Here is a 22280-nt window from a genome sequence, read left to right on the forward strand (position 1 = left end):
GATACTTTATGGATTTTGACCGATATCAGGATGTAGCGCAGGGGACGGACCGTGTTCCAAGCTCTGCCAAAGGCGAAGGCGATCTCAGTGTGATCGTGCCGTTGCTCGGCCTCGCCGGCGAGGCCGGCGGTCTTCTCAGCGAATATAAAAAATTCCTGCGCGACGGACCCGCCCACAAGCTCTTCAAGCAACGCGTTGGCGAGGAGCTGGGCGATATTCTCTGGTATGTCGCGAACATTGCCCGGAAATTCGACCTGCGGCTCGGCGAGATCGCCGAAGACAATCTTGCAAAGATCAAGGATCGGTGGGGAACGGCTGCTGCGCAGTCGCAGCTTTTTCCCGAAGCCTACGATTACGACAGCGGGTTCCCGCCAGACGAGCGGTTTCACCGCCAAATGGATATCGAGCTTCGCGTCACCACGAAAGGCGGCAAGGAAGTGATCCAGCTGCTTGTCGATGGCAAGCAATGCGGCGACGACCTGCGGGATAACGCATACACCCCGGATGGCTACGGGTTTCATGACGTCATCCACTTCGCCCACCTCGCGGTTCTCGGCTGGTCGCCGGTGCTGCGAAAGCTTCTCGGGTGCAAGCGGAAGAGCCACGAGCTGATCGACGAGGTCGAGGATGGCGGCCGGGCAGGGGCCATCGAAGAAGGCCTTGCCGCCGTCGTCTTCGACTGCGCCCGCAGCCATGATTTCTTCGGGGGCGTCAAGTACGTCGACTACGAGCTTCTTCGCACGCTCAAGAGCGCGGCCCAGCATCTCGAGGTCCGACGTTGCTCTCTCGCCGACTGGCAGTCGGCCATCCTGCAGGGTTACGCGGTCTGGCGTCCGATCGCTGAGGCGAGGGGAGGCAAGTTCCACGTCGATCTCGATGCCCGCACCGTCAGTTTGAGCAAGTAGGAATATCGGGGCCGACGGCGACCACACTCGCGATAGCGAGCGTGTTCGAATGCGAGAGGCTGACGAGGAAACTCGATATGCCTTTTTCCCTCGTTATGCGCTCGACCTCGCCGGAAACGATGATCGACGGAGCGCCGTTTGGTGCGCTGCGAAGCTCGATGTCTTTCCAGCTGATCCCCGTCACCCAGCCGGTACCAAGCGCTTTCAAGACGGCTTCCTTCGCGGCAAACCGCGCAGCCAATCGCTCAGTGCGCCGGTCGGCGTCGCCGGCTTTGTCGAGCTCAAGCTCGGTGAAGCACCGGCGGGCCATGTCGGCGGTGGGCTCTCGCAGAAGCCGATCGAATTCCGCAAGTTCAACGATATCGATGCCATGGGCAAGCACACGCATTATTGGATTTCCAGGTTCAAGGACTTAAGCCAGAAATTAGACGAGTTATCCGCTTTTGTTGCCGCGTCTGTAAACGCGTGCATGGCGCATTGCCGTCTTTGGACTAAGACCGAACAGAGAGATTCCAAAAACTGACTTACGGAGCAATGTTTAGAGAGTTCATAGGAAGGGGCGGTCCCAATGCTGAGCCGACAATCAGTTGGACGCTTTTCTCAAGAAAGTGCCCGCAGGAGACGGATGCGCCAAGTTTGTCTTTCGCGTCGATAATTCCGACGGTTACTTGGCCGCCATGTCGCCCTCGCCTATCAATGCTCGCCACACTCACTTGTCTGTATTATAATCTTTACAAGTAGTGTCGTGTGGGGTCATCATGGTCCAGTTCGTCGTAAAGGGTCCGTTTTCTGTTCCTTTAAGGAGGGGGGTGTCTGGCGGACGGCTCATCCATCAAGAAAGGCTGGTCGACATCCTCCAAGAGAGCGAGGATGTGAGCAAACCTGGCTGTTATGTCTTTTCCTGCGCCTCCGGCCGAGGCAGTTTGCCCGTCTATGTAGGGAAAGCATCGAAGAACATCTTCAAGGAAGCGTTCAACGACCGCAATATCAACGGGCTGAATGAATATCTGAGCAATAGGCGCAAGGCGAAGATCGAATTCTTCGCAATCCATCAAGCGAATGTGCGCGGCCAGATTGGTAATGAAGCATGTATTGAAGACATAGAAGATTGGCTTATCGGTTTTGCCAGTCGCCGCACCACGCAGCTTCTGAATATTCATGGCGCGCGTCCAACGAAGTGGTCGATTGCGGGTGTGGCCAACCACGACGGAAAGGGCCACCCCGGCACGTCTGTGCTATCGTTCAAAGCGATGATGGGCATGACGACCAAGAGGCCGAAGGGCACCCCTCGAATCTCCATCGGTGAGGACGCCGAGATAAACCCCGAAGTCGTCGTCAGCGCGAGCCCGGAAACAGAAGAGGCAATCCAGATTGAAGAGGAGGTGAGTAACGGCGGGGATACTTTGCCGGAAAACTCGCCTGAGTTGCCGACATAACGGCAGGTTCGGCGGCCTTTCCTCGATAATCACGTATCCGTGCCGCCAGCTCATCTTTACAATCATCGCCCTTATCCTCGCCGCCCCCCTCGGGATGGAGCTTCGTGCCCATGGCGCAGAGTTGGGGCATCCGTAGTCTTGTCCGCTTAAAAATCGACTGCAGACATATTCTAAGCATACGCATTCGACGCTTATCGACTTTGAGCCAAATTCCGCTTTCTCGGCACCTGAGAAACCCTGATCGGACAAAATGCGATGACATCCCGCGCGTTGAAGCGCGTCAACTTGCAGATCTAAATTCTGTTCGTCGGTGGAGACACGAGCGTATCCGAGCCCGCGGAGCGATCAACTCATCAACATCACCGCCAGCGCTGCCTTGAGCGGAACCAACACGCTGCACGCGGTCATCGTCGAATCACGATAAGGGCACGACCAACAATGAGCCTCCGCAACTCGGGGCTTTTTCGTCTGAGAATCAGACACAATGCGAAGCATTCATCGCGAAGGTGATTGCCATGAGCAAAAAATCATTGTCGGAGCGGGTGGGTCTAAACGCGGTCGAGCGGATATTCCTCGAAGAATTTGAATGGTTTTTCAGGGAGAAGCCCATCCTCGACTGGGGCATCGATGCCGAGGTGGAAGTTGTCGAAGACAGCAAGCCCACCGGCAAACTAATTGCGCTGCAGATCAAAAGCGGAAGCTCTTATTTCAAGAAGAAGGGGAGCGACTACGTCTACTATGGCGAGATGCGCCACCTCGAATATTGGTCCCAGCACTGCCTGCCCGTGTATATCATCCTGCATGATGAAGACACCGGGCTCACCCTTTGGCAGAAGATCGATCGCCCTCTCTGCGAGGAACACAAGAAGGGCTGGTCGATCAAAATTCCCGCTACCAACGTCCTCAACAAAGACGCCAAACCTTTCATCGAGGCCGGGTTGCCCGAGAACGAGGAAGGAGCACGGCGTCTCAGGTTCGCCCTCGACATAGATCTCATGGAAAAAATCGGCGATGGCCCCGTCACCATCATTTGGCAGGACTGGGTGAACAAAGGTCTTGGCTTGCGCAATCCCAAAATCTACCTCGGAGATTACGACCGCACCTTTGACGACCGCGAGCCGGACATGGAATTTCCAATGTGCTGGATACCCGGTCATGACGTCGGGTTTGTCATGTCCCTTCTGATGCCTTGGCTTGAATACATCTACGGTGAGGAAGTGGAATCTGATGCGGAAGTTGAAGAACACGTCCTTCTAGGAAAGCTCACTGGCGCGGCGAAGGGATATTTGGCGGCTGAGAGATTTTTCAAGAATGGTCCTGATCAGAAAACACCTGAGTTACCCAGGCGCGGATTTGGCGACGATCCTGAAGACGAAGACCTGATCCGCGAGCGCCAAGAGTGGTGGGAAAACATGCGCGACGTGGACGTCAGCAAAGAGCCCATCGACGATACGTTTTGATGGGCGGCGAGCTGTGTTAGAATCAGAACATGGGCGGAGCGGCTTGGGTTCGACTATTCCCGCTAGGCCTGCCGCAAAGATGGGTCGCTTTATCCCGCTGGCGGACGGCGTGGAGGTCTGCGTCAGCGTGAGCAAGCGCCGACACTAATTATTATTGCTTGCAGTGCACGGATTTGAGCCATTCCGCTAGGTGATCAAGGTCGCCGAAAACAGTGAACTGATTGACGCCGGCGAGTTCCAGTTCTTTCTTGATCCGTACCTTTGCGGCCGCAGGAATTTTATACGCACGCAACGTGCTATTTGTATCATTGGTCAGCTCTCGTGCTTCCGGTGTATGGAACGTGAAATATCCGCGCTGCCTGGAAATGCGTTGATCGGCGTGATCGGGCCTTATAGGGATGATGTAAGGAGGAAATTTTCGTTTGTGCCAGTTGGTGATGATTTGAATGGCTTTGCGAACCTCCTCGTTTCGTGACGTCGCGACGCCTTCGAACGTTTCTTCCGCCTGCTGGTTCACCGAGAGCATGTAAGAGTCCATGAAAAACAACTTACCATCCGCCGTCGGCTCATGCTCCGTAGCGAAATAGAGCGCCGCCAAGGGGTCGGCCGACCAGTCGAGCAGGCGGGTTGGCATCCGGTAGTGTTGCTGCAGGAAGTAAAGATCGACGTCGTCCTCGCCTCCCTTTCGAAGACCCGCAGACATGATTCGAAAATCTTGAGACAAGTGTCGCTCGGTGGTTAAGAGCTCTTCCTCGTTGCTGCTCTCCTTAAGCCGATAAATTCCGGGCACCAGTTTCCAGTCGGATCTGGCATGACCGCGAAACCACCTTCGCAGGTGCTGCCGACGAGCGGGGATAGGCGTTTTACCGATTTCAGTCAGGAGAACGCTGATACTTGTTATTTCGGTCACACCAACACCTATGCCCTAACGCACAAGGCATTCTTACGCCCGACGGAAAGTCTTTGACGTCCCACCAACGATCCCGCGCCTGCGCTTCTCCTCACGGACGAACTCAAGCAACCGATCTTGCCAACCGTCGGAATGCACGATCCGATGATACGGAACATCGCGGAGTCTGAGTAGATCAATACGTGACCGGCGAGACGTTACGCTCCAATCCTCGAAAAGAATCCAAATTGCGTTTCCATATCTGACGTTTTCAAAGACAACAAGATCGTCCGCAAACTGAGCACCAATATAGCGGTTCATCCCACCGGCCCCGCGTAGATAGCGTAACGGCTTCGTCTTCATGAAGAGCTCGGTGCGCTGCCGAATGACCTCGTCCAGGTCGGGCGAGGCGCTGCGGCCCGAACCGCGAAAGAACCGTTCGACTTCTAATGCGGTGCCGGGTGGGAAGAACTCCCAACTCATCTCGATAGATGCAAGAAGATCGACGCTAGATGCGTCTGCCACGAGCAATCCGGCAGCACCGACGTTTTCTTGAAGAATGTTGAGCGCGAACAGCAAGTCCCGCTCGAAGTCCTCTGAAGCTCGATCGAGAGGCCAATCCAGGGAGAAGCTGATGACGGCAGCCTGCGGTGACTTCTTCAAGAGCTTAACGTGGATCGCGAACAGCGGGGCTTCCACGTAATCGTACTGGTAGCACTCGCGGTCCCATTCCATTGTGTGGGAGCCATTGCCCCAGTCGCCGTAGTTAGGGGTCTCGATGCTAAAAGTCCGCGTGACCATCGGCAGATCGTCTCGACGGATCTCCCATCCCTCGCGATTTCGTCGCGAAAAAATCCCCATTTCAGCAATCGGCACCACGCGCTCTTTTAGGATGATGCCGCCAGCGGCTAATCCCAGGCCAAGATGACGGTACGTTCCCGCTTCGAGGTCCGAGTTTGAGATCGTCTTCACAACGCCGACTACAAACCGTTTATCGGGGCTTTCTTTCAACTGTTCCCGTACGGAGTCTGGGATCTTGCGAAGATTCCGCTTCCAGGGAACCTCTCGATATTTCACCATGTTGTCACCTAGTCTATCGCGCCGCCCCCCATGGTCCCGATGCATCGATTCCGTCGCTGTGGTCAATGCTGACAATCTTGGGTCGGATAAATTCGAGATCCGTCGAATTGTGCCTCTGGCCCAGAGTCTGAAGGACTTCCCTTTGGGAAGTCCAGCTAACGCCCAGGACAGGTTCTTAAGCCCTCAGTTGGGCGATAGAAAACGCTGGAATTACAAAGCGTTGTCAGATTCTATCGGACAACCTATCGTCCAGATGCAACGGATAAGGTTCGATTTGTCCTTTAGGAATTGTGGACTGCACGATACCGGCGCCACCGTTTTTCCCCCTCAAACGCCACGGTACCGTCCGCAACGAGAGTGTCCAGCGCACGCTTGATTTGCTTGGCGTTGATCTCGGCGCCCACCCGGCGATTGATTTCGCCGGCCGCCGAGTTCGGGTAGCGCCGAAGATCCTCTTCGATAAGCGCCCTCAGCCGATGCGGCTCGATCCTGCCCAGTGTGGTCGGAACGGCTATGTCGAGACGACGCATCACATCCGACGCCACGAAATAGCGGGTCGCCTTGGTTCGGCCGGCCGTCCCCACCAAACCAAAACCCTGCAGTCTGCCGAGCCAAGGGCGAAGCTCGTCGACGTCATCGAGCATGAGAGCGCCAACTAACTGCTTCGCGGTCATGTGCTCCGCCTGTGCCAGCAATCCCAAGCAAATCATTTCCCGCTGCTTGAGATGGTAGCTCTGGTTGGCCTTGCCGAGGAGGTCGATAATCGAAGGCTTCAAGATGCGGCGGCCGATCGTCACCTCAACGCGGTCCTGGACCTCCCGTAGATGCGGCACGTCCCGTCCCTGGCCCAACAGCACCTCGTACATGGTGTCGAAGCCGGAGCCCTCGCGATCCATAAGCTTCAGATCGTGGAATACGCGTGCCAGTCCCTCGTTTCGCCGCACCGTGACATGGAGCACCGTTGCGGGCGTAACGCCAATGGGAAGCGGTCCGGGATTCTGAACCTCTAGGCGATCGGGAAAAGACTTCAGAAAGATGTCGCCGCGCTGTGTGTAGGGCCGGTGGACCAATGCGTTGACCAACAATTCGCGCACAACCGTCTCGTCATAAGCGGGTACCAACTTACGGAAAAGGCCGTCAGGAAGCTCGTAGGTCTCCCGAAAGTCCGGAACCTCGGTCCAAATGGCATCAACAAGCTCGATCGGTGATAGACTGAAATCATCCCATACCAATTTGTTGAGCTTATCGTCGTGCTCATCATACTTGATGAACTGCACGACTGGCGCTGTGCCCAAGGCGGCACGGTCCTGCCGCCGCCCGATGCAGAGGATGCCAAGATTGGTGAGCAACCGGCCGTCAGCAAAGGAGTAGTGCTCGAGCAATTCGTCGTCGGTTTTCTCCTTAACAGAGGATTTTACACGATCAGAGGCACGGATACGGCCTATTAGTGCAGAGAGCTTGGCTGGATCGACTTGTGAGTGCGGAATGCCGGCGGAGGTCAATGATTCCCACGACACAGTGGCGCGATCGCTCAGGAGGCGCAGGATTTCATCGCCGACGATGGGGCGATTGCGGTCCCCTTCACGCAAATAATATTTACCGCCGCTCGTCGAGGGAACTGACGTGGAACGCGGAATAATCAGTTCTATGTAGGCGCCCCCGTTATCTGATACATGGAGCGATGCCTCCAGCGAAACGTTTACGGCAAGCTGCCCAATGCGTTGGGTGATGCCCGTTGGCAAGTTGGGGGCAATAATTTGATTGGCTGGCGGTTTGTCATCACCGTCCTCGATTCCGATATAGATGGCCCCCCCGTTAGCGGTCGCGAAGGCTACGCAACTCTCCGCCAATCCGTGCCAGTCAGCACTTCCGCCCATCACTTTGCGTAGGGATTTTTTCTCGAAATGGTGATGCTCGCCCGCCATGCCGGAAATGTAAGCGACCGAGCGAGTCGCAGCCAGCGCTTGCTAGCCTTCCGCGCGAAGGGTGTGCCATCATAGCTTCCGGCCGGTTTGGGAATCATTTGTGAAAGACTATAAAATCGGGAGAGAAGGCCAACCCAGGTTTGGGCAACTAATCATTTTGATTCCTCAGGGTCTTTGAAGTCCTTCCCGGCGCTCCATCTCTGTCAGGTCAGCTTATCGGATTCACGGTGTTTCACCGGGCTGGCGATGAGAGGCCACGCCGCCTCGATCGTAACCAGGACACCCTTCTGGTGGTTGAGCACCGCGCCCGCCAATCGAATAAAAACGGACATTTCCTCGCAGCCCTATTTTTGTTATTGAAATGGTGTTTTTGATGGTGGTGTAAATCGTGACAGGAATTGTGCCAGGAATTAATTCGGTGCGGTTCTGGAAATGCAGTAATTTCGGGGCTTTTTGACTGTTTTTCGTTCCGGTTTGACGCATGCCGGGTGCGCCATTAAAAAAGCTAAATACCTTCAGTCCTTGATGCGGCACCGGACCGGACGAAGATGAGAACTCTTGACCCCACTCGCGGTACGCTTGATCGAATGCGCCCGTAAGGTCTCAGGTCAAGCGTGGTGACAAAAGGACAGCCCAACGCTTCGATCGCTTTCTGGGCCCGCAATTGCAAGCCATGCCGCGCTACTGTGTAGGCCAGAAATACGACGACGGATTTTGCTTTGTCGAGACGCTCTGCGATAAGCTTCATCGCCTTTTGCAACGCTGCTTCATTTGATTGTCGCACGATCGGCTTCACGTCCGCCGGCACGACTGAGGAGCGGGCGTAATCCGACGGAACGGCGATATAGGCAGGCTGATTGTTGCGGCGCGCCTCCGCGAGGACGCGCTCCATTTCGACGAGAGGCCTGATGATTATGCACCTGAGGCCCTGGGCAAGCGTGTCTTGAGATATTCCGCCAAGAACGTTCGCAAGCCGGTTGAGTTGTCTAAGCGTGTTCTCTAGCCGTGCCTCAAAGCAGATCACGCATCTCAATCACGTGCGATTTTTCGTTGGCCTCGACGCTGGCTCACTAGCGGTCTTATCGGATTCGTCGGACCGCGCGTCGACTTTACTTCCTTGAGCCAAATCCACCGATGGATTGAGAACCACCAAATCGCCCTTCTTAACCCCTTCGCGCACCTCGACTATGGTCCCAAAGTCACGCGCGACGGAAACTTTTTGCAGTTTGACAGTTCCGCCTTCAACGACCGCTACGTGCAGGCCGTTCCGATCAAATATGATCGCTTCCGCTGGCACCAAGAGGGAAGGATCCTTGCGCGGAATATGAAGCTCGACGGTGCAATAGACGCCGGCAGACATTGCTCCGTCCGAATTGGGAACGTCAATTTCCGTCAACAACGTCCGGGTAATCGGGTTCAACGCATCGGCAATGCGTGTAACCTTTCCCGGAAATGCACGATCCGGAATTTCCGGAATCCGCACGACGGCGTCAACGCCAGGCCGCACCCCAAAGGCTTGGTCTTGGGGAACGTAAACCTGGGTCCTTATAATGTCGGTTTGAATGAGATTGAACATGAAGGTGCCGCTCGTCGCGTCGGCCTGCACCAGGCTTCCAACATCGATGTTGCGTTGAGTGACGACTCCATCAAACGGCGCGACGACACTCTGATAGTCCTTCTGTTGCTGAAGAACCTTGATCGTCGCTTCCTGCGCTGCGATGCTTTGCTCAGCGACTCCCACACCGGCGATCAGCGCCTTCAGATTCTGCTCATCGATCGAGCCTTGCTGTTGCGTCACCCAGCCTTGAGCAACCACAGGCTTGTCTCGATCCCAAGTGATCTTGGCGAGGTCCCGGTTCGCCACGTTCTGGCGCAGCGTAGCTTTGTCCTGCTCGAGCGTGGCCTGCGCCTGCGCGATTTGATGGTCGAGTTCGGGGGCGACGATTTCCGCTAGCAGCTGGCCCTTCTTGACGCGATCGCCGATATCAACGTTGCGTTTGCCGATATAACCGCTGGCGCGGGCAAAGATGTTAGCGGTTGTGAATGCCAACGTCGTCGCTGGCAACGACACCGTATTGATGTCGCTGCTGGCTTTCACCGGCGCCACCCGGACCTTCGGCACAAAATTTTGGTGGCGCTCGGACGTAGCCAAAGTCTGTTGCCGCAGCGCACGGGCATTGATGCCGCCAACGACCAAGGCGCCTGTCAGAAGTAAGAGAACAGCTAGTCCGAGCCATAGACCGCCACGACTTTTCGGTGCCGGGGTCGCGACATCCGGCTGGCCTCTATTCTCGCGTCTCTCATCCGTTGGCGGGATCGATAGCGTGTCGTTTGAATCGGTCACGTCAGACCTGCCTTTCAAACACTCCCTGGGCGGGCTTTCCGTCATTACACTTGCGGAGCTTGGCAAATAGGTACGGAACAACAAGCAGAGTGGTAGGGGTCGCAAACAAGAGGCCGCCGATTACGGCACGGGCCAGCACTGCGTTCTGTTCGTCGCCTGCGCCGCCGATCGCCATCGGAATCATGCCGACGATCATTGCCGCCGCAGTCATAAGCACTGGGCGAATACGCGTTCGCCCGGCATCGATCGCAGCCTCGCTCGCGGGCTTTCCTGCAAGCTGCTGCTCGCGGGCGAACGTGACAAGCAGAATTGAGTTCGCCGACGCCACGCCGACGGCCATGATCGCGCCCATCAAGGACGGAACGTTAAGCGTCGTTCCAGTAATGAACAGCATCGTAAGGATGCCGCAAAACGTTATGGGGAGCGCCAAGATCACGACGAAGGGATCGCCGAAGTTCTGATAATTTATGACCATCAAGAGGTAGACGAACACGGCCGCAAATAGGAGGCCGATGCCGAGATTGTGGAACGAGTCCTTCATGCTTTGGATCTGTCCAACCACTTGGATCGTATTCCCTGGCGACAACTGGCTCTGAAGCTCCGTGACGATCTTATTGATGTCAGCCGCGACGCCACCGAGATCGCGACCCTCAATGCTCGCGTAAACCTCGTAAACCGGTTGGATATTGGTCTGGTTGCTGTTGGTCGGCACCGTGTCGCGCTTGAATGTCGCCACGTTGCTGAGCAGCCCCGGGATCAGGGCGCCCGCAGCCGTTACCGCGGAGGAAACCGGAGTGTTGGCCAGGTCATTCAACGACGCGACCCGCGGCTCCGGCGTCTGCACTGCAAGGTAGTATGGAATACCGGATTTCGGATCGGTCCAAAAATTCGGAGAAACCTGTTCGGAGGAGCTCAAACTGATATTGACGTTGGTCGCGACCGTGTTCGCATTCAGGCCAAGCTGCTGAGCCCGGGCCCGGTCGATAGTCGCGTAGAACGCCGGCGCATAAACCTCTTGCTGCAGATGCGCATCAACGACGCCAGGAATGGCCGCCATTCGCCTCCGCAATTCCTCAGCGACGTGGAGGTTCGTCATTCGGTCGTAGCCGACCGTCCGCACATCAATTTGAGCCGGAAGACCGAAATTGAGAATCTGAGTGACGATATCGGCAGGCTGGAAATAGAAGACGTCTTCCGGAAACGCGGCGGGCAGCACCTCACGAAGTTGGCGGATGTAGTTGGCAGTCGGGGCGTGACCATCTTTAAGTGCGACCAGGATGACGCCGTCCCGAATCTTGTTCTCGACCGCCTGGAATATGCGCTCGGTCGTTTCAATTCTCGTACCGGCGGGGGCTCTGACATGCAGCTGAATTTGCCCGCCATCAATAATTGGAAAGAAGTCGCGTCCGACCATCAGGAACATCGCGACTCCGAGACCGAGTATGGAAATGACAGCGATCGGGACTATGAATCTTCTCTTCATCAGCGTCGTCAGCAGCGCCACATACCCGACGCGCATGCGCTCGAAGCCGCGATCGAAGGCTGCCTGAAAGCGGCGCGCCCAGCTTCTGCGGCCTTCATCAGCTCCGCGATGTTCGCCTTTTAGGAGCAGCCCGATCGTGATGGGCGTCAGCGTACGCGAGAGCCTCATCTGGACGTGACTGCTCAATTCCGCTGATCAAATTCATTTCAAAAGATATCCATTTACGAAAATTTACTTCGGATGCTGTCCTGTTGCGTCCTCTTGAAAAATGGAATTTGGAGAAGAGATGATGCCAATACCAGTACTACTGAACATCAGCTCGCAGGCTGGTGGTTGGAGCTGATCCCGAATGGCCCGATGACGAGGCTAATGGCCGTAGCCAAACGGCGCGACCATCTTCACAAAGCAAGCTGTCAATCTTCGATCTTCGGTGCTCCGGCTTCGGCGACACCCGCAGCCTCCATGGTGCGCATAGCGTCGATCATGATCTGCGTGTCAAGATAGGCGTGAAGGACCACGACCTTGCCCCATCGGATTTGTATGGCGTGTGCGCCATCATTCACGTAGGGCGCACCATTCGCCAATGTCGCGAAGTCACGCCACTCTACCAAGACTGTCGTGTTCCACGGCCATCCGCTGACGGCCATGTGCTTTACTTTAAATCTCAAACCCGGGAGGACGCGAAGCAACCGCTTAAGCCAGAGGCGAATGCCTGCAGGAGTGTGTCGCGTGCCTCCAAGACTATGATCTCCAGGAAAGATGTGCTCGAATCGATCCGCCATGCCGGCCACGGCATAGTCGACGTCGCCGCGCCCTAGCGCGTCAAAGAGCTTCTCGACATTCCGACGAACGATCGAGTGATACATTGGCTGTTCCTAATATCTCAGTTTCTTGAGGAGGACGATCAGAGGCGCCCTTCGCCAATCTTCCGCACCACATCGGCCGCAAACAGGGGTGTTTCCCTCCGCACGTGCCAGCGAAGGAATACTGGAAGGAGACCTAACTTTGCGACGAGGTTCAGCAGCGGTGGCGCTCGTACGACAACAGTGCATCTGAAGGCAGCGCTCCGCGATTCCCGCGGCTCCACTTCCATGATCCAGATGACTTCTATTTTCGCTGGAAGGAGATGCATCACGTAAACGCGTGTGTCCCGCGACCGCAGGACAACGCGATGCGGCTCAAACTCATCGGCAAGATAGTGATGCACCAGCAGGTGCCCGCCGACATTCTCGACGTTTACCGTTCCGAAGACGCCGTTCTCGCGGAAATAGCCCGCTGCGCGATGCGCTGGCGAACACGCTTGATAATCGCGGTCGGAAAATATCTGCAACCAGGCGGTCAGATCGATCCGATCTGGGGCCACCTCAATTCTGGTTTCGGACGAGGCTCTCACAGTTTAGCCACTCTCAATGCACCAAAGATCCAACCTATCCATGGCGCCGCGCCATTCCGCTTCGGGCTAGCATCCCGGCTCGCGCGCTGTCTTACAAAATCTTGCTCTTTTCGGTGCGCTCCAGCTTCTCACCTGCCGCCGTGCACTGAACGCGGCGCGCTACCGACGCATTCCGGCGCCCGGCCATTGCGAAACCCCTGCTTGCTCTGATTGCGGCTGGTCCAGGCACCGTCCTTGCGAAAACATCGAGTATAAGCGATTACACGATGACCATTGACGTCTGCGGGGAGGGCGCCGATCTGAGTACAAGTTCGCATGTATCGCCGCAAATGCCTCCACCCGCCGACGAAACCCCAGGCTTGCCCATCTGCGCGCCCAATCGGTCTTGCACCGCCCCAAGATATCTTGAGAGCGATGTGATCGCGCCAGACCGCATTGTTGCGGTGCATGAGAATTCAACGCTGAAAGCGTCCTTCTGGCGTTCCACCGTCGAAGAGAGCGTGCAAATCGGCGATCCGGATTTCATCAGCATCGCTCTCAATCTTGGCGGCGGACGCGTCTGGCGGAACAGTGAGCGCGTTCCGACTGAGGCGGGCGAGATTGCGATGCAGCCTTTCGAGGGCGCCAGCTGGCGGTTTGACCGAGGCGTATCGTTCGTTCACCTTTACGTTCCTTTCGCACTGGCCGGCTCGGTCTGCGAAAGCCTGTTCGAACGCGAACTTACACTTGCCCAACTTCGGATGTCGTCCGCGACGAAAGATCAGGACCTTGTCCGCACCGTCAGTTCCATTCAGGCCCAACTCGCTTGCTTCACCCCGACGACGCTCCTTCTGGACAGCTGGGCGCTTCTCCTCGCAGAGATCCTCGTTTGTCGTCTTTCGAGCCACGCGGAACGGCGTCCACGCTCTTCGTTCGGTAAACTTGCCGATCGCCGTCTTGCGCGCGTCGCCGACTACATCGAGGCCAATATCGAGAATGACCTGGATCTTGCCTCGCTAGCCGACGTCGCCGCGACGAGTCCCTCTCATTTCGCGCGGCGTTTCAAGCAAACGTTAGGCGTGAACCCCCACGCCTACGTTTTGTCACGACGCTTAAGCCGAGCTGAACTCATGCTCGTGTCACGCGACAAAAGCATCTCGCAGATCGCAGCCGCATGCGGCTTTTCCAGTCAATCGCACTTTACGACCGCATTCCAAAGCAAGGCCGGCGTAACGCCCGGCGCCTATCGGCGCGATCGGCAGTCTTAGAATCCAGCTCGACGCCGACGCAATGCCCGCTTGCGGCATCGATTTCTATAGGTCGTTGCGGGCATCTGCCAACCGGCAGCCATTATTATCCGACACTGGATTATCTGACACTGGGCGATCAAGGCAGCGCCGCCTCGATGTGGCCGCGCTGCCTTATCGTGACGATCATCGCGTCAGGTACCATGTCACGAGGCGCGTCAGGGTACCGAAGGGCGGCCGCAAGGCGCCCGTCATATTCCAGCGGCTCTGTTCGAAGATGCCTTTCGCGTGACTGAGCGACCTGAAGCCCTCTATGCCGTGATAAGCGCCGATGCCGCTCGCCCCCACGCCGCCGAAGGGGAGGTCGTCCTGCGCGAAGTGCAATATCGTGTCGTTAATCGTCACGTTGCCGGATGTCGTACGCTCGAGCACCTTGGCGCGGTCGGCGCCGTTGGCGCCGAAGTAGTAGAGCGCCAGCGGCCGGGGCCCAGCGTTGATGTGGGCGATGGCGTCCTCGATTTTCCGGTAGGCGACGACCGGCAGCACCGGGCCAAAGATCTCCTCATTGAGGACATCCATCTCGACGGTGGCCCCGAGGACCACGGTTGGCGCTAGCGTGTGCGGCCGCCGTCGTGCGCCTTCCGGCTTTGCGCCGACCTCAATCACGCGCGCGCCATTGGAGCGGGCGTCATCGAGAAGCGCGTTCAGGCGGGCAAAGTGGCGCTCGTTGATAACGGACGTGTAATCTTCACTCGCCGGTCCCTCCGGGTAGCGCGCCTTGACCGCCTTGTCGTAGGCGGCGACGAACGCCTCCACGTCGTTTTCCTGAACGAGCACGTAGTCGGGCGAGACGCAGAGTTGTCCCCCGTTCGCGAGCTTGCCGAAGGCGAGGCTCGCTGCCGCGCGGTCGGGAGCGAAGCCGCCCTCGATGACGACGGGTGATTTGCCGCCGAGTTCCAGCGTGACGGGTACAAGATTGGCGCTCGCTGCCTTCATCACCGCCTTGCCGACCGGTGTCGATCCCGTAAAGACGATGTGGTCGAACGGCAGCGAGGAGAACGCTGCGCCGACCTCAGGACCGCCCGTCACGACCGCGACCTGCTCAGCGGGGAAGATTTCGGCAAGCATCCGCACCAGAAGATTGCTGGTAGCCGGCGTGAGTTCCGACGGCTTGATCATCGCACGGTTCCCGGCCGCAATCGCAGTTGCGAGCGGCATGAGCGACAGTCCGACCGGAAGATTCCACGGCGACATGATGCCCACGACCCCGAGCGGCTGATAGGTCACGCGGGCGCTGGCGGGTGCGAAATGCATCTCCACGCGCCGCTTCTGCGGGCGCATCCATCCGCGAAGGTTGCGGCGCAGATAGTTGATACCCTGGACGATCGCCATCCCTTCCAGGATCGCCGTATCATTTGCGGAGCGCCCCTTGAAGTCGTCGTGCAGCGTCTTCTGGAACTCCGGCAAATAGTTGCGGATCGCTTTCTTCAACTTCGCAAGGTCGGCCTTGCGGGCGGCGAGCGATGGCGGCCCATCGCGCAGGAATGCCGCGCGTTGGCGAGCAAGAATAGCGTCCATGCTCGGGGAAACACGATTGGCGGACTGGAAGGCGTCGGTGCTGGATACGTGGGCATTCATGGCTTGATCTCCTATGTTGACAGTGGCAACTTGTGGGACCATGTAGAAGCTCAGTGTTGACGCTGTCAACATATGTTTTCATTGTCTACATCACGAACGCGAGAGCAAGAATATGCAGGAGAAGAGCAATCGCCCCTACCACCATGGGGATCTGCGGCGGACCGTCATCGAGACGGCGCAGCAGATGCTGCAAGAGGAGAAGGGCTGGCAGTTCACGCTGCGCGAGGTGGCGCGCCGGGCCGGCGTCAGCCATGCCGCGCCGTACAAGCATTTTCCCGACAAGAGCGCGCTTCTGGCGGAACTCGCGGCGCTCGGCTTCGACCAACTGCGCAGCGAGATCGCCGGCGCGCTCGAGCGGCCGTTGCGCTCGGCGCGGGCCGAGTTCGTCGCCGCAGCGAAAACCTACGTCCAATTCGGCACGGCCAACCCTTCACTCTATCGACTGATGTTCAGCGGCGATGTCGACAAGGCGGCACATGTGAAGCTGGATGAAGCAGGCGCTGGCGCATTTGCGGAGCTGACCGGCATCATCGAGCGCGGCCAAGCGAGCGGTGCGTTCAAGAAACATCCGGTGCGTGGACAGGCAGCGGCTGCATGGGCGCTCGCGCACGGCTTCACGATGCTGACAATAGACGGTCAGCTGATGGCGGAGAAGGTGGGCGCCAAGCCGCTCGATGCCGCGCTCATGTCCATGCTCGAGGGGCTAGAGACCTAAAACGGCGCCGGCGGCGCCGCATCGACCAATCGACTCCCGGACGTGGACATCTGCGACGGTGCCGAGAAGAGGCGTCGCCATCACCATTTAACTTCCGCTCTTGGGAGTGAGCGATCGTTCTGACGGTCGGGCCAGATTGTCTGTCATGGCCCGCTATTGGCCCTAAGCGGACCTCAATACCGGCCGATCTCACTTCAGCTGATGAACGGAAATCGCGCTTCCGGAGTGGGATAGCATCTACCGATCAACGTCAACGACGAAGCAGAAGTTCTCATCTTCATCATCTCGGGCGCGCCAACCTCTCGTTGAAATAGCAGGAACTTTTCAGGCGTTGTTCCCGACGTAGAAGCGGAACAAGCGCGATACTGCTGCGGATAAGTTGACGAAACCGGTTACAGTCGGGCAAGCCAGTCGGCCCAGATCGGCTATGACGTGGCGACCATTTCCGTTGCACCCAATTTATGTTCGAACCGCCGTACCTTCTCGCGCGCAGGCTTTCGACCTTGGATCATCTCACCAAGGGCCGCGTAGCTTGGAACGTCGTGTCTTCTTATTTGAACAGCGCCGCCCTCAATATCGGCATGGACAAGCAAATCGGTCACGACGAGCGCTACGACATCGCCGAAGAATACATGGAGGTAATGTACAAGCTCTGGGAAGGTTCGTGGGAAGATGGCGCCGTTCACCGCAACAAGGAAACGGGCGTCTTTACGGATGGCAGCAAGGTCCATCCGATTCAGCATAACGGAAAGTACTTCAAGGGTCCCCGGCTTCCACTTGTGCGAGCCGTCTCCGCAGCGCACTCCGGTGATTTTCCAGGCTGGCGCATCGGGGCGCGGCCGCCAATTCGCGTCCAAGCATGCCGAAGGCATGTTCATCCTGACGACGAACGTCCGGCAGGCGCGGAAGATGACGGACGACATCCGCAATCAAACCGAAGCACAGGGTCGTTCTCGCGACTCAGTGAAGATCTTCATGCTGTTGACCGTCATCACTGGTGCGACAGACGAAGCTGCGCAGCGGAAGTACGAGGAATATCTTTCGTATGCGAGCCCCGAGGGCATGCTTGCGCCGTTCGGTGGCTGGACCGGTATCGACTTCTCGAAGCTCGATCCAGACGAACCGCTCAAGGCCATGGACAACGACAGTCTTCGCACAACACTCGAGTCGCTCACCAGCGGCAGCGACAAGGCGTGGACGGTCCGGGATGTCATCAAGAACCGCTGCATCGGCGGCCTCGGACCCGTGCTCGTTGGTGGACCGCAAAAGGTTGCCGACGAACTGGAGCGTTGGGTCGACGAAGGCGGAGTCGATGGCTTCAACCTCGCCTATGCCGTGACGCCCGGAACGACGACCGACTTTATCGACTATGTCGTGCCCGAACTGCGCAAGCGCGGCCGCGTGCAGACGTCGTACAAGGAAGGCACGATGCGCGAAAAGCTCATCGGCACGAAGGACGGCAACGTCGAGAGCACGCACCCGGCTGCTCAGTACCGGACTGCATACGTTGGCAAAGAGAGCGTTGCCAGCAAAACGATCGAGTCAAAGTTCTCGGACGTCACGAAGGTCCCGGAAACAGTCTAAGTCTAGCGCTTCGACACATCTGACCAGCGAGGCGGGACCCAGCGGTTCCGCCTCGTATTGCATCACGATCAGCGAATGCCGCTGACGAAACAACATGCCACGACCGGCGTATCCGCCTTCACTGCTCGAGCGCCTGGTCGCAACAGGAGGAAAGACCCAATGGCCAAGCTTGCACTCTACGTTCGTCTCGAAGCGAAGCCCGGAAAAGAGACTGCTCTTCAACAGTTCTTGGAGAGCGCGCTTCCGCTCGCCGTCAACGAGCCCGGCACGCCAGTCTGGTTTGCACCGCGTTTCGGCCCAAGCACATTCGGAATATTCGACGCCTTCGAGACCGAAGAAGGCCGCCAGGCTCACCTCAACGGCCCGATCGCGGCGGCGCTCATGTCGAAAGCAGACGAACTCCTCGCGTCCGCACCGAAAATTGAGCAGGTGGATGTGCTCGCGGCCAAACTCTGAGGCTCATCATGGCGAAGAAGCGCCATAGGCAAGGATGGCAGCGAACCCACCAGCGCCGTGTGGCGAGGACAGAGAACGCGACTTCCCGATCCGCCGCACCGTCACGGGACACCGTTTCGGCATGGAACGAATGAAGGTCCGGCGTTAGGCGCCGGACAAGACGCGTTTGCAATTCACAGTCGATCAGATCGCATCGAGGAGGGTCAGTCCAAAATTCCCGAGTAGCGGGCCGGAACGGAATCTCCATCGACGCTGTTGGGCACATTGCACCCACGGCAACGGTATAACGGAGAGTTTCGGTCTTCTCCGACTGGAGGCGCGTATGGCTACCGGAAAGCAACGTCCCGTCAAACGAAGCGCTTCTCAAAAAGGCCTGACGCCTGCCTCCAATCCGGCCGGCCCACACAAGACTGGTGTCGGGAAGGGAGGAGAGATTCACCAACAATCCACCAGCTCCGACATTTATCTTACGACCCAGCAAGGAATCCCGGTTGCGGACGACCAGAATTCGCTAAGGGCCGGAAGCCGCGGCCCGACGCTTCTGGAAGACTTCCATTTTCGCGAAAAGATCTTTCACTTTGATCATGAACGCATTCCCGAGCGCGTTGTCCATGCCCGCGGCTACGGTGCGCATGGATATTTCGAGCTCACCAAATCTCTTTCAAATGTCACGCGCGCAGACATCTTCCAGAGGGTCGGCGAAAAAACCGAAGCATTCGTTCGCTTTTCGACGGTCGCCGGCAGCAAGGGATCATTCGACTTGGCGCGCGATGTCCGCGGGTTCGCCGTCAAGCTCTATACCAAACAGGGTAACTGGGACCTCGTCGGCAACAACATTCCGGTATTCTTCATTCAAGACGCCATCAAGTTCCCCGACGTCATTCATGCCGTGAAGCCCGAGCCGGACAGAGGATTTCCTCAAGCCCAGTCGGCGCACGATACGTTCTGGGATTTCATCTCGTTGACCCCGGAAAGCCTGCACATGGTCATGTGGATCATGTCGGACAGGGCCATTCCGCGATCATTCAGGTTCATGGAAGGCTTTGGCGTACACACGTTCCGCTTTCTCGACGAAAAAGGCCGATCTACGTTCGTCAAGTTCCATTGGAAACCGAAGCTCGGTCTGCAGTCCGTCATGTGGAACGAAGCCGTCAAAATCAATGGCGCGGATCCCGACTTCCACCGGCGCGATCTTTGGGATGCGATTACGAACGGCAATTTCCCTGAGTGGGAACTCGGCGTTCAGCTATTCGACCAAAAATTCGCGGACAAGTTCGCATTCGACGTTCTCGACGCCACAAAGCTCATTCCGGAGGAAGTGCTTCCGGTGCAAATCGTCGGCCGTCTCGTCTTGGACCGGGTCGTCGACAATTTCTTTGCCGAGACGGAGCAGGTCGCGTTCTGCACCCAGAACATTCCGCCCGGCATCGACTTCAGCGACGACCCGTTGCTGCAGGGGCGCAACTTTTCCTATCTCGATACGCAATTGAAGCGTTTGGGCAGCCCAAACTTCACGCATCTCCCCGTCAACGCACCGCGCTGCCCGTTTGCCCATTTCCAGCAAGATGGTCATATGGCGATGCATAACCCAAAAGGGCGAGCCAACTACGAGCCCAACAGCTGGGGCGAGGAAGGCGGACCGCGCGAAACTCCATCGTTGGGATTTCGGAGTTTCGCCGAACCGGTCGATGGTCCGAAGCAGCGGTTACGACCGGAAAGTTTTGCCGATCACTATAGCCAAGCGCGCATGTTCTATCGGAGCCAGACTGTACCTGAGCAGAAGCATATCGCCGATGCTGTGGTGTTCGAGCTGAGCAAGGTCGAGCAGCCGCATATACGCGAGCGCATGGTCGCGCACCTTCTGACCATCGATAAAGCTCTGGGTCGAAAAGTTGGAGAAGGCCTCGGGTTGAATCTTCCTGCTCCCGCCGTTCCCGCAAAGAAGCCGATCGATGCCGGCACGTCCGAGGCTTTGAGCATCGTGGCACGCGGCCCCGGCACATTCGCGGGCCGAAAGCTTGGCATCCTCGCAACATCCGGCGCCGACGCGAAGACGTTCAAGGCGCTCGTCAGTGCCGTCGAAAAGGCAGGAGGTGTCTGCGATCTGGTGGTTCCGAAGATTGCGGGCATCACTCTTTCCGACGGGACCGAGGTCGCGGCGAAGCAAAAGATAGACGGCGGGCCTTCAGTGCTCTTCGATGCGGTCGCTGTCCCCACGAGCGAGGAAGGCATTGGGCCGCTGCTGAAAGATGCGCCGAGCCAGGACTTCGTGCGCGACGCCTTCGCACACTGCAAGTTCATTGCATTCACGCCGGACGCGAAACCGCTGCTGGAGATGTGCGGCATAACCGACGACGTTCTCGATGAAGGGTGCATAGAGCTGACGCCGGCGAACGGTGCGGCGTTCGTCAAGGCGTGCGGCAAACTTCGGTTATGGGACCGCGAGGCCAGCATCGATCTCGACGCTTAGCCAAACGCGCCAGATCGTTTTGAAACGGGAACCGCGGCGGTGCAATGCCTGGCAACCGATTGCCGGGTATGTGCGTTGCTATCCCAGCTTGGATAGCGCCGATGGCAGCCTATTCGGGCAAGAGCCAAAACATCCATTCACGCGACAACTGGGAAATCAGGCGGCAGTGACAGTCATGGACAAGCCATCCCCGTCATTAGAACTGCCCACGCATGGGGCTGCTACTTTACCCAGTGTCACGGTTGACAGTTACAATATCGAGGTGTGCGACTACGACGGGTTCGTCGGCGACAAAGCGAGCAAGGGCGCATTTTGGGACATCGTCGAGAAATGGCGCAAGGCGCTCCGGAAGGCCGGTGAAGACCCGTTCGGAAAAACGGCCACGGAAGAGCTATCGAAGAAGCAGTTGGTCGACGAATTAGAAAATGGTGATCCGGAAGCTGCCGGCGTCGTACAAAGTGCGGTCGAAGAATTTTCTCAGCAATTCGCCCATGTCATCCGGCGCTTTTTGCGGACCAAGGAATGGCGAGATACCGAAGCTATCGTCATTGGTGGAGGGTTTCGCGGCAGCAGACTGGGAGAACTCGTGGCGGGCCGGACAGGGCTCATTCTCAAGGCCGAGAAACTCAAGGTCGACCTTGAAATGATACATAACGACCCCGACGACGCCGGTCTTATCGGTGCGGCCCACTTGCTGCCGCCCTGGATGCTCAAGGGACACGATACGATGCTAGCCGTTGATATCGGCGGCACCAACATACGCGTCGGCACGGTCGAATTGAACATCGGAAAATCACGAGATCTCGTGAAAAGTAAAGTGGCGAATTCAGAGATCTGGTGCCATGCGAAGGCCGAGACGGACCGGCAGGGCGCGGTCGGCCGATTGGTGAAGATGCTCGAGGACCAAATTCGCTGGAACGGCAAAGAGAAGCTCGCGTTGGCGCCCGTTATCGGCATTGGCTGCCCAGGGATCATCCGTGAGGATGGCTCGATCGATCGGGGCGGCCAGAATCTTCCCGGCAATTGGGAAAGCAGCAGCTTCCATCTTCCCAGCAGCATCAAAGAAAAGATAGGAGAGATCGGCGGATCCGAAGCGATGATCGTCATGCATAACGATGCGGTCGTTCATGGATTGAGCGAATTACCCCATATGCAAGATCGCAAGAATTGGGCTGTTCTGACGATTGGAACGGGCCTTGGCAATGCGCGCTTCACCAACCGCGATGTGAAGAAAACGAAATAATAGTCGCTCAGCGGCCTTGATAAGATCTCGTTC

18 protein-coding genes and 3 pseudogenes are annotated in these 22280 nt (G+C 57.5%); 10 read left to right on the top strand and 11 right to left on the bottom strand.

Annotated elements, in window-relative coordinates; translation table 11 throughout:
- The first annotated feature begins 8 nt into the window (after positions 1-8).
- A complete protein-coding gene (locus tag K2Q04_RS14300) occupies positions 9-905 on the top strand; it encodes a nucleoside triphosphate pyrophosphohydrolase family protein (RefSeq protein ID WP_291165039.1) in 897 nt (298 codons plus the stop codon).
- Here the strand turns inward: K2Q04_RS14300 and acpS are convergent.
- Positions 889-1293, bottom strand: a complete 405-nt coding sequence (gene acpS / locus K2Q04_RS14305; protein WP_291165042.1) for a holo-ACP synthase — start codon at positions 1291-1293, stop codon at positions 889-891. The genes K2Q04_RS14300 and acpS overlap by 17 nt on opposite strands.
- A 370-nt stretch (positions 1294-1663) precedes the next feature.
- Here acpS and K2Q04_RS14310 point away from each other — a divergent pair, with 370 nt between their 5' ends.
- Positions 1664-2341, top strand: a complete 678-nt coding sequence (locus tag K2Q04_RS14310) for a hypothetical protein (protein ID WP_291165045.1) — start codon at positions 1664-1666, stop codon at positions 2339-2341.
- 228 nt (positions 2342-2569) lie between these two features.
- Here the strand turns inward: K2Q04_RS14310 and K2Q04_RS14315 are convergent.
- Positions 2570-2659 (bottom strand): annotated as a pseudogene (locus K2Q04_RS14315) (recombinase family protein); the annotation flags it as partial.
- A 197-nt stretch (positions 2660-2856) separates the two neighbouring features.
- Between K2Q04_RS14315 and K2Q04_RS14320 the strand changes: the two are divergent.
- Positions 2857-3801, top strand: a complete 945-nt coding sequence (locus K2Q04_RS14320; RefSeq protein WP_291165048.1) for a DUF4365 domain-containing protein — start codon at positions 2857-2859, stop codon at positions 3799-3801.
- 151 nt (positions 3802-3952) lie between these two features.
- Here the strand turns inward: K2Q04_RS14320 and K2Q04_RS14325 are convergent, their stop codons facing one another.
- From K2Q04_RS14325 to K2Q04_RS14360, 8 genes are all read right to left on the bottom strand, one after another.
- Complete coding sequence (locus K2Q04_RS14325) at positions 3953-4711, bottom strand: FRG domain-containing protein (protein ID WP_291165051.1); 759 nt, start codon at positions 4709-4711, stop codon at positions 3953-3955.
- Between the two features lie 33 nt (positions 4712-4744).
- Positions 4745-5836, bottom strand: a complete 1092-nt coding sequence (locus K2Q04_RS14330; RefSeq protein ID WP_291165054.1) for a hypothetical protein — start codon at positions 5834-5836, stop codon at positions 4745-4747.
- A gap of 215 nt (positions 5837-6051) precedes the next feature.
- A complete protein-coding gene (locus tag K2Q04_RS14335) occupies positions 6052-7695 on the bottom strand; it encodes an ATP-binding protein (protein ID WP_291165057.1) in 1644 nt (547 codons plus the stop codon).
- 222 nt (positions 7696-7917) lie between these two features.
- Positions 7918-8178, bottom strand: coding sequence for a hypothetical protein (locus K2Q04_RS14340; RefSeq protein WP_291165060.1), 261 nt, complete (start codon positions 8176-8178; stop codon positions 7918-7920).
- A 550-nt stretch (positions 8179-8728) separates the two neighbouring features.
- Complete coding sequence (locus tag K2Q04_RS14345) at positions 8729-10039, bottom strand: efflux RND transporter periplasmic adaptor subunit (RefSeq protein ID WP_291165063.1); 1311 nt, start codon at positions 10037-10039, stop codon at positions 8729-8731.
- A gap of 1 nt (position 10040) precedes the next feature.
- Positions 10041-11708 (bottom strand): efflux RND transporter permease subunit, encoded by a 1668-nt coding sequence (locus K2Q04_RS14350; RefSeq protein ID WP_291165066.1) that lies wholly within the window; start codon positions 11706-11708, stop codon positions 10041-10043.
- Positions 11709-11935: 227 nt separating this feature from the next.
- On the bottom strand, positions 11936-12388 hold the full coding sequence (locus K2Q04_RS14355; protein WP_291165069.1) for a nuclear transport factor 2 family protein: 453 nt from the start codon (positions 12386-12388) through the stop codon (positions 11936-11938).
- Between the two features lie 38 nt (positions 12389-12426).
- Positions 12427-12885: a hypothetical protein gene (locus K2Q04_RS14360; RefSeq protein WP_291165072.1), complete on the bottom strand. Its 459-nt coding sequence runs from the start codon at positions 12883-12885 to the stop codon at positions 12427-12429.
- Positions 12886-13331: 446 nt separating this feature from the next.
- On the opposite strand from K2Q04_RS14360, the gene K2Q04_RS14365 reads away from it, so the two are divergent.
- Positions 13332-14162 carry an AraC family transcriptional regulator gene (locus K2Q04_RS14365; RefSeq protein ID WP_291165075.1) on the top strand — a complete coding sequence of 277 codons (831 nt, stop codon included), beginning with the start codon at positions 13332-13334 and terminating at the stop codon, positions 14160-14162.
- A gap of 165 nt (positions 14163-14327) precedes the next feature.
- On the opposite strand, the gene K2Q04_RS14370 is transcribed toward K2Q04_RS14365, so the two are convergent.
- The gene (locus K2Q04_RS14370; protein WP_291165076.1) at positions 14328-15779 is read right to left on the bottom strand and encodes a coniferyl aldehyde dehydrogenase; all 1452 of its coding nucleotides are present in this window, start codon (positions 15777-15779) and stop codon (positions 14328-14330) included.
- A gap of 112 nt (positions 15780-15891) precedes the next feature.
- Between K2Q04_RS14370 and K2Q04_RS14375 the strand changes: the two genes are divergently transcribed.
- From K2Q04_RS14375 to K2Q04_RS14400, 6 genes and pseudogenes are all read left to right on the top strand, one after another.
- On the top strand, positions 15892-16494 hold the full coding sequence (locus K2Q04_RS14375) for a TetR/AcrR family transcriptional regulator (RefSeq protein ID WP_291165079.1): 603 nt from the start codon (positions 15892-15894) through the stop codon (positions 16492-16494).
- A gap of 461 nt (positions 16495-16955) precedes the next feature.
- Positions 16956-17198, top strand: a pseudogene (locus tag K2Q04_RS22235) (LLM class flavin-dependent oxidoreductase); the annotation flags it as partial.
- Positions 17199-17301: 103 nt separating this feature from the next.
- On the top strand, positions 17302-18078 hold the full coding sequence (locus K2Q04_RS14385; RefSeq protein WP_291165085.1) for an LLM class flavin-dependent oxidoreductase: 777 nt from the start codon (positions 17302-17304) through the stop codon (positions 18076-18078).
- Positions 18079-18237: 159 nt separating this feature from the next.
- Positions 18238-18534, top strand: coding sequence for an antibiotic biosynthesis monooxygenase (locus K2Q04_RS14390; RefSeq protein ID WP_291165088.1), 297 nt, complete (start codon positions 18238-18240; stop codon positions 18532-18534).
- A gap of 418 nt (positions 18535-18952) precedes the next feature.
- Positions 18953-21004, top strand: a pseudogene (locus K2Q04_RS14395) (catalase); the annotation flags it as partial.
- A 175-nt stretch (positions 21005-21179) separates the two neighbouring features.
- A complete protein-coding gene (locus tag K2Q04_RS14400; RefSeq protein ID WP_291165094.1) occupies positions 21180-22247 on the top strand; it encodes an ROK family protein in 1068 nt (355 codons plus the stop codon).
- Positions 22248-22280: the final 33 nt, after the last annotated feature.

Source organism: Hyphomicrobium sp., from assembly GCF_019753045.1.
In the GTDB taxonomy this organism is placed as follows: Bacteria; Pseudomonadota; Alphaproteobacteria; order Rhizobiales; family Hyphomicrobiaceae; genus Hyphomicrobium_B.